The organism is Butyricicoccus sp. (assembly GCF_050872565.1).
In the GTDB taxonomy this organism is placed as follows: Bacteria; Bacillota; Clostridia; order Oscillospirales; family Butyricicoccaceae; genus Butyricicoccus_A.
In genome coordinates, this window is the sequence record NZ_JBNMHC010000097.1 from 1 (window position 1) to 6,859 (window position 6,859).

Annotated in this window: 6 protein-coding genes; all 6 read left to right on the forward strand. The window is 50.3% G+C overall.

Going from position 1 to position 6,859, the window contains the following annotated elements:
* The first annotated feature begins 90 nt into the window (after positions 1–90).
* The 6 genes from cysW to ACR0P9_RS05635 are packed head-to-tail and all read left to right on the forward strand — an operon-like array spanning position 91 to position 6,581.
* Positions 91–909, forward strand: a complete 819-nt coding sequence (gene cysW, locus ACR0P9_RS05610; RefSeq protein WP_432618120.1) for a sulfate ABC transporter permease subunit CysW — start codon at positions 91–93, stop codon at positions 907–909.
* A gap of 3 nt (positions 910–912) precedes the next feature.
* The gene (locus ACR0P9_RS05615) at positions 913–1,989 is read left to right on the forward strand and encodes an ABC transporter ATP-binding protein (protein ID WP_432618122.1); all 1,077 of its coding nucleotides are present in this window, start codon (positions 913–915) and stop codon (positions 1,987–1,989) included.
* Between the two features lie 14 nt (positions 1,990–2,003).
* The gene (locus tag ACR0P9_RS05620) at positions 2,004–3,677 is read left to right on the forward strand and encodes an adenylyl-sulfate reductase subunit alpha (protein WP_432618124.1); all 1,674 of its coding nucleotides are present in this window, start codon (positions 2,004–2,006) and stop codon (positions 3,675–3,677) included.
* Positions 3,661–3,972, forward strand: coding sequence for a 4Fe-4S dicluster domain-containing protein (locus ACR0P9_RS05625; RefSeq protein ID WP_432618126.1), 312 nt, complete (start codon positions 3,661–3,663; stop codon positions 3,970–3,972). The genes ACR0P9_RS05620 and ACR0P9_RS05625 overlap by 17 nt, the downstream gene beginning before the upstream one ends.
* 15 nt (positions 3,973–3,987) lie before the next feature.
* A complete protein-coding gene (gene cysD / locus ACR0P9_RS05630; RefSeq protein ID WP_432618128.1) occupies positions 3,988–4,887 on the forward strand; it encodes a sulfate adenylyltransferase subunit CysD in 900 nt (299 codons plus the stop codon).
* Positions 4,887–6,581 (forward strand): sulfate adenylyltransferase subunit 1, encoded by a 1,695-nt coding sequence (locus tag ACR0P9_RS05635; protein WP_432618130.1) that lies wholly within the window; start codon positions 4,887–4,889, stop codon positions 6,579–6,581. Before cysD ends, ACR0P9_RS05635 begins: the two co-directional genes overlap by 1 nt.
* Positions 6,582–6,859: the final 278 nt, after the last annotated feature.

A 6,859-nucleotide genomic window follows, 5' to 3' on the forward strand; every position in this document is an offset into this window, starting at 1 on the left:
AGCAGCATTCCTGATTCTGTTTATCAATGCGGTTTTGCAGAGCCGCTCGTCTAAAATTATCAGCGGTATCGAGTAAGGAGGAAACAAGCTGTGAAAAAACAATCATCCGGAGCTGTCAAATGGCTTCTGATCGCAGTGAGCATCCTGTTTCTCGTTGTGATGTTGGTACTGCCGCTGGTATATGTGCTGGTTACGGCGTTCCGTCAGGGCATTCAGCCGTTCTTGGCGGCAGTCACGGACAAATATGCACTGAAATCGGTGCAGCTGACAATTGAGGCGACACTGTTTGCTGTGGTACTCAATACCATTTTCGGATTGTTCGCCGCATGGAGCATCACAAAATTTCAGTTCCGTGGAAAGAAAGTGATTTCTACTCTGATTGATCTTCCGCTTACGGTTTCTCCGATTATTGCAGGCTTAATCTTTGTTTTGACCTATGGCAGACAGAGCAGCTTATATCCGCTCCTCAAGAGCATGGACATCAAGATTATTTATGCCGTTCCGGGCATTATTATGGCGACTGTCTTTGTGACGTTTCCGTTTATCTCCCGCGAGATCATTCCGGTGTTGACGGCGGCGGGAACAGAGGAAGAAGAAGCTGCTGCACTGATGGGTGCAAAGGGCTGGACGATTTTCAGTAAAGTTACTTTCCCGCATATGCGGTGGGCACTGCTGTACGGCATTGTCTTGTGCACCGCTCGTGCGATGGGCGAATTCGGTGCCGTATCGGTTCTTTCCGGACATCTGAGAGGCAAGACCAACACGATGCCGCTGTATATTGAGCTGCTGTATCAGGGCTATGATTTTACCGGTGCTTTTGCCATGTCGGCAATCTTGGTTGTCATGGCGATCATCATTCTGGTTCTGCGCAGCGTGCTGGAGTACCGAGGAAAGAAGAACGAGGAGTAAGCAATGGAAAAACAATATTATGTGCAGATGAAGGGTGTCAATAAGAGCTTTGGCAACTTTCAGGCATCAAAAAATATCAATTTTGGAATTGAAAAAGGCAAGCTCGTCGGTCTGCTCGGTCCGTCCGGCTCCGGTAAAACAACCATTCTTCGTATGCTGGCGGGTCTGGAAACCGCAGACAGCGGCGACATCTTGATTGACGGAAAAGTGGTCAACGATGTACCGGCGAGCAAGCGAGGCATTGGATTTGTCTTTCAGAGCTATGCGCTGTTCCGCTACATGACGATTTATGATAACGTAGCGTTTGGCCTGAAAATACAGAAGTGGCCGAAACAGCGCATCAAAGAGCGTGTACAGGAAATGCTCAAGCTGGTCGGTTTGGAAGGCTTAGAGAATCGGTATCCAAATCAGCTTTCCGGCGGACAGCGGCAGAGAATTGCCTTTGCCCGTGCGCTGGCACCGCAGCCGCAGCTGCTGCTGCTCGATGAGCCGTTTGCGGCGATTGATGCCAAGGTTCGCTTGGAACTTCGCAGCTGGCTGCGCGAGATGATTTCTTCTGTCGGTGTAACAAGTATTTTCGTTACCCACGATCAGGATGAAGCCATTGAAGTTGCGGACCAGATTATCATTACCAATCAGGGACAAATTGAACAGATTGGTTCTCCAAAAGACATTTATCGCACGCCGCACACCCCATTTGTGGCGCAGTTTATCGGACAGTCCTCTGTTGTAGAGAACTTCCAAAAGTTTTCCGGTTTTGAAAATGCAGATGTCCGTGCGAAGCACGCAGCTGTTCGACCGGAATATATCACGGTGACAAAGCAGGGCGAATACCTCAAATATCCAATCGGTTCGGAAGAGGGCGTGGTAGAATCTACAGCGTTCCGCGGAAGCGAAATTGAGCTGAAGATTCGCGTCAAGGACAGTGTTCTCACTGCAAAGCGACTGCTGGACGAAGCACCGATTGAAGTAGGAGAAAACGTCAAAGTATTTATTTATCGTGTCTATGCCTTCGATGACGAAAAGGCATATGTCATTGAGAATGCGGCGCTGACATCGCCGGATTCCGTATTTATCTAACAGGAGGTGTTTTTGTGAAGACCGTTCAATTGGAAACAGATATTCTGATTCTTGGCGGCGGTGCAGCAGGCTGCTATGCAGCGATGACTGTACAGAAACAGGCACCGAATGCAAAGATCTTGATTCTGGAAAAAGCGGACATTCGCCGCAGCGGTTGCCTGGCAGCTGGCGTCAATGCGCTCAATGCATATATCGTTCCGGGAAAGACGCCGGAATTTTATGTAGACTACGCGAAAAAGGATGCGCACGGCATCGTGCGAGAGGATTTGCTCCTCAGCATGAGTGAGCGTCTGAATCAGGTAACTCATCATCTGGAGGAATTGGGCTTAGTTATTCTGAAAGATGAAAAGGGAAATTACGTCACACGCGGCAATCGAAACATTAAGATCAATGGTGAAAATATTAAGACGATTTTGGCAGACGCCGTTAAGAATTGTCCGAATGTCACGGTTCTCAACCATGTCAATGCTATTGACTATATTGTCAAAGACAATACCATACAGGGCGTATTTGCCAACGCGGTATTGGAAGAAAAGCTGTACGCCATCAGCTGCAAGGCATGTATCTGTGCCACCGGCGGCGCGGCTGGCTTGTATCGTCCGAACAATCCGGGATTTTCTCGTCACAAGATGTGGTACCCGCCGTTTAATACCGGCGCAGGCTATGCGATGGGCATTCGTGCCGGTGCAGAGATGACAACGTTTGAGATGCGATTTATCGCTCTGCGATGCAAGGACACCATCGCCCCGACCGGTACGCTGGCACAAGGCGTCGGCGCCAAGCAGGTCAATGCACACGGCGAAGTCTACGAACAGAAATACGGTTTGACGACTTCTCAGCGCGTGTACGGCACAGTGATGGAAAACCGAGAAGGCCGCGGTCCTTGTTATTTGCGCACCAAGGGTATTACCAAGGAACAGGCAGACAGCTTGAAAAAGGCATATCTCAACATGGCTCCGTCTCAGACCCTCAAGTGGTTGGAAAACGGCAGCTCGCCGGATGAAGAAAATGTCGAAATCGAAGGCACTGAGCCGTATATCATCGGCGGACATACCGCGAGTGGATATTGGGTCGATGCCAAGCGTATGACAACGGTACACGGCTTGTTTGCAGCCGGTGATGTCGCTGGCGGAAGCCCGCAGAAGTATGTGACCGGTGCACTGGCAGAGGGCGAAATCGCCGGTGAAGCAGCTGTTGCTTATCTTGCCGGAGAGCAGGGAAGCATTCCGGATACCTTCATCAACGAAAAGCAGACCGAGATTGCCTCGTATTTTTCCAACACGTCGATGTTTACCACAGAAGATTTGGAAGAAGCCATGCAGGGTGTCATGGATCAGTACGCAGGCGGTATCCGCACCGACTATGGATTTACAGAATCCGGTTTGGCTCTGGCAGACAAAAAGATCTTGCGCTTGATTACCTTGAGCGACAGCGTACATGTTTCAGACATGCAGGAGCTGACTCGCCTGTTTGAGCTGAAAGAACGACTGCTTGTCTGTCGCGTGGTTATTGCCCATCTGGCAGATCGAAAGGAAACACGCTGGCACTGCTTTGCAGAAAATCTGGATCATCCGGAGACAGATGACAGCTGGTTGAAATATGTCAATTCTCGATATGAAAATGGAGAGATTCATATGATTCATCGAGAGTTAACAGGGAGGTATGAAGTCTATGAGCATTCAAATTGACCGGACAAAGTGTGTTGGCTGCGGTCAGTGCGCAGAGATTTGTCCCGGCACATTGATTCGCATGACGCAGAAAAAGGCAGAAATGCGATACCCGATGGAATGCTGGGGCTGCGCGTCCTGTGTCAAGGAATGTCCGGCACATGCGATTTCCCTGTACTTAGGAGCAGATATTGGCGGCGCAGGATGCCGCATGACAGTAAAAAAAGACGGCAGTTTGCTGCACTGGATCGTCAGCCGACCGGATGCGTCGGAAGAGACCATTACCGTAGATAGCCGAAATGCGAATCAATATTGATTGGAGTTGAAGACGATGAGTGAATTTTCCCACCTCGACCAATTAGAGGCAGAGGCAATTTATATTATGAGAGAAGTGGCAGCCGAGTGTGAGCGTCCGGTTATGCTGTATTCCATCGGCAAGGACAGTTCGGTTATGCTGCATCTGGCTATGAAGGCATTCTATCCGGAAAAGCCGCCATTCCCGTTCCTGCACGTAGATACCACTTGGAAGTTTAAGGAAATGATCGAATTCCGTGACCGCAAGGCAAAGGAACTCGGCATTGACATGCTGGTTTACACCAACCAGGACGGCGTGGCAAAGGGCATTAACCCGTTTGACCACGGTTCTGCGTATACCGATATTATGAAGACGCAGGCACTCAAGCAGGCACTCAAGAAGTATGGCTTCACCGCAGCATTCGGCGGTGGCCGTCGAGACGAAGAGAAGTCTCGCGCCAAGGAACGTATTTTCTCGTTCCGTAACGAAGCACAGGCTTGGGATCCGAAAAATCAGCGTCCAGAGATGTGGAAGCTGTACAACACCAAGATTCACAAGGGCGAAAGCATTCGCGTATTCCCGTTGTCCAACTGGACAGAAAAGGATATTTGGCAGTACATTCAGCGCGAGAACATCGACATCGTACCGCTGTACTTTGCAGCAGAGCGTCCGGTTGTCGAGCGCGATGGCAACCTCATCATGGTTGATGATGACCGCATGAGACTGCTGCCGGGCGAAAAACCGATGATGAAGAGCGTGCGTTTCCGTACGTTGGGATGCTATCCGCTGACTGGCGGCGTAGAATCCACGGCAACGACTCTTGATGAAGTTATTTCTGAAACATTATCCGCCGTTACCTCTGAACGAACCAGCCGCGTGATTGATAAGGAAGCAGCCGGAAGCATGGAGCGTAGAAAGAGAGAAGGTTATTTCTAATGAAGAATCTGTTAAAGTTTATTACCTGCGGCAGTGTGGATGACGGTAAATCCACACTGATCGGACATATTTTGTACGACACCAAAAAGCTGTATACGGACCAGGAACAGGCACTGGAGCTGGACAGTAAGGTCGGCAGCCGCGGCGGCGAGATTGACTACTCTCTGCTGCTGGATGGTCTGATGGCAGAGCGTGAGCAGGGCATTACCATTGACGTTGCCTATCGCTATTTCACCACAGACAACCGCAGCTTTATCGTAGCGGACACACCGGGTCATGAAGAATACACCAGAAACATGGCTGTTGGCGCATCGTTTGCTGATCTGGCAATCATTCTGGTCGATGCATCGCAGGGCGTGCTCGTGCAGACCCGCCGTCATGCACGAATCTGTGCGCTGATGGGCATTCGTTACTTCGTCTTTGCCCTCAACAAGATGGACCTTGTTGGCTACAGCGAGGAGACCTTCCGCAAGATTGAGGCAGATATTCAGGCTCTGGCAGAAGAACTCAAGCTGTACAGCGTTAAGATCATTCCGGTATCTGCAACGGCAGGCGACAACCTGACCAAGCATTCGGAGCAGATGCCGTGGTACACCGGCACAACCCTGCTGGATTATCTGGAAAATGTAGATATTGATGAGGCATCGCATGAGGAAGGCTTCTATATGCCGGTACAGCGCGTATGCCGTCCGAATCATACCTTCCGCGGTTTCCAGGGTCAGATTGAAGCAGGCGAAATTTCCGTCGGTGACGAAATCCATGTACAGCCGAGTGAAGAGAGTGCCCATGTTAAGTCGATTTTGATCGGCGACAAGGATGCACAGACCGCTCGTGCCGGTCAGCCGGTAACCATTCAGCTGGATCGTGAGATTGACGTCTCCCGCGGCCGCGTTCTGACCAAGGACAGCCATATTTCCTGCGCAAAGGCATTCCAGGCTACTCTGCTGTGGATGGATGACGATGCACTGACTGAGGGCAAGGAATACTTTGTCAAGGTTGGCACCCGCACGATTCCGGGCGAAATTCGCTCGATCCGCTATAAGACCGATGTAAACACCGGCGAGCAGGTACAGGCACACAGCCTCAAGAAGAACGAGATCGCTTACTGCGACATCACGGTAGCAGAAGAGATTCCGGTAGATACCTTTGAAAACCACAAGACGCTGGGCGAAGTTCTGTTTATTGACCGTGTCACCAACATGACCTCTGCGTGCGGCGTGGTAGAAGCGCTGGTACAGAATTCCTCCGCAGATCGCACCGTACAGTTCCAGAGCGAGGATGGCACCGTTAAGACCCATCTGTTCGAGACGGTTTACATGCAGCTGGATTCCGGTCTGGTTGGCCGTTACGATCCGCAGGGCGTTCAGTTCAAGATTGGCGATAAGCTGCCGCTGACTGGCGAAGGTTATGCATATCCGGACAGCTTTGACATCATTGCCCGCGAGAGCAAGCAGGTTGTTCGCATCATCAATGGTATCTATGCAGAGGTTCTGCCGCTGGCAGAGTATCAGGTAGACGGTGTTCCGCTGGTTGATGCCTATGGCAATGCGATTGCTGTATCGACGCAGGACGCACTGGAAGAGTATTTGACTGCAGTTACGCAGGACGAAGCAAAGCTCAATGCGCTGCTGCATTTTGAGACCTTCCGTAAGATTGTTTTTCGCAACGGTGAAGCAGAAGATTACGTAATTTAATAGGAAAAACCGATTGATTCCACAGCCGGCAGTTTGTCTGAGAAATAGGACAAGCTGCCGGTTTTTATAGACAGGGGATTTTGTGTAAAAGTAACCTATTGTATCGGTGGGAATTATGCTATACTATATACGCTAGACTTTTTTGGAAAGGTGAATGCCATGTCGGTTGATTTTGATACGGTCATAGAGCGCAGAGGAACCAATTGCTTTAAGTACGATTTCGCACGGGAAATGGGAATGCCGGAGGATGTGCTTCCGCTGTGGGTTGCTGATATGGA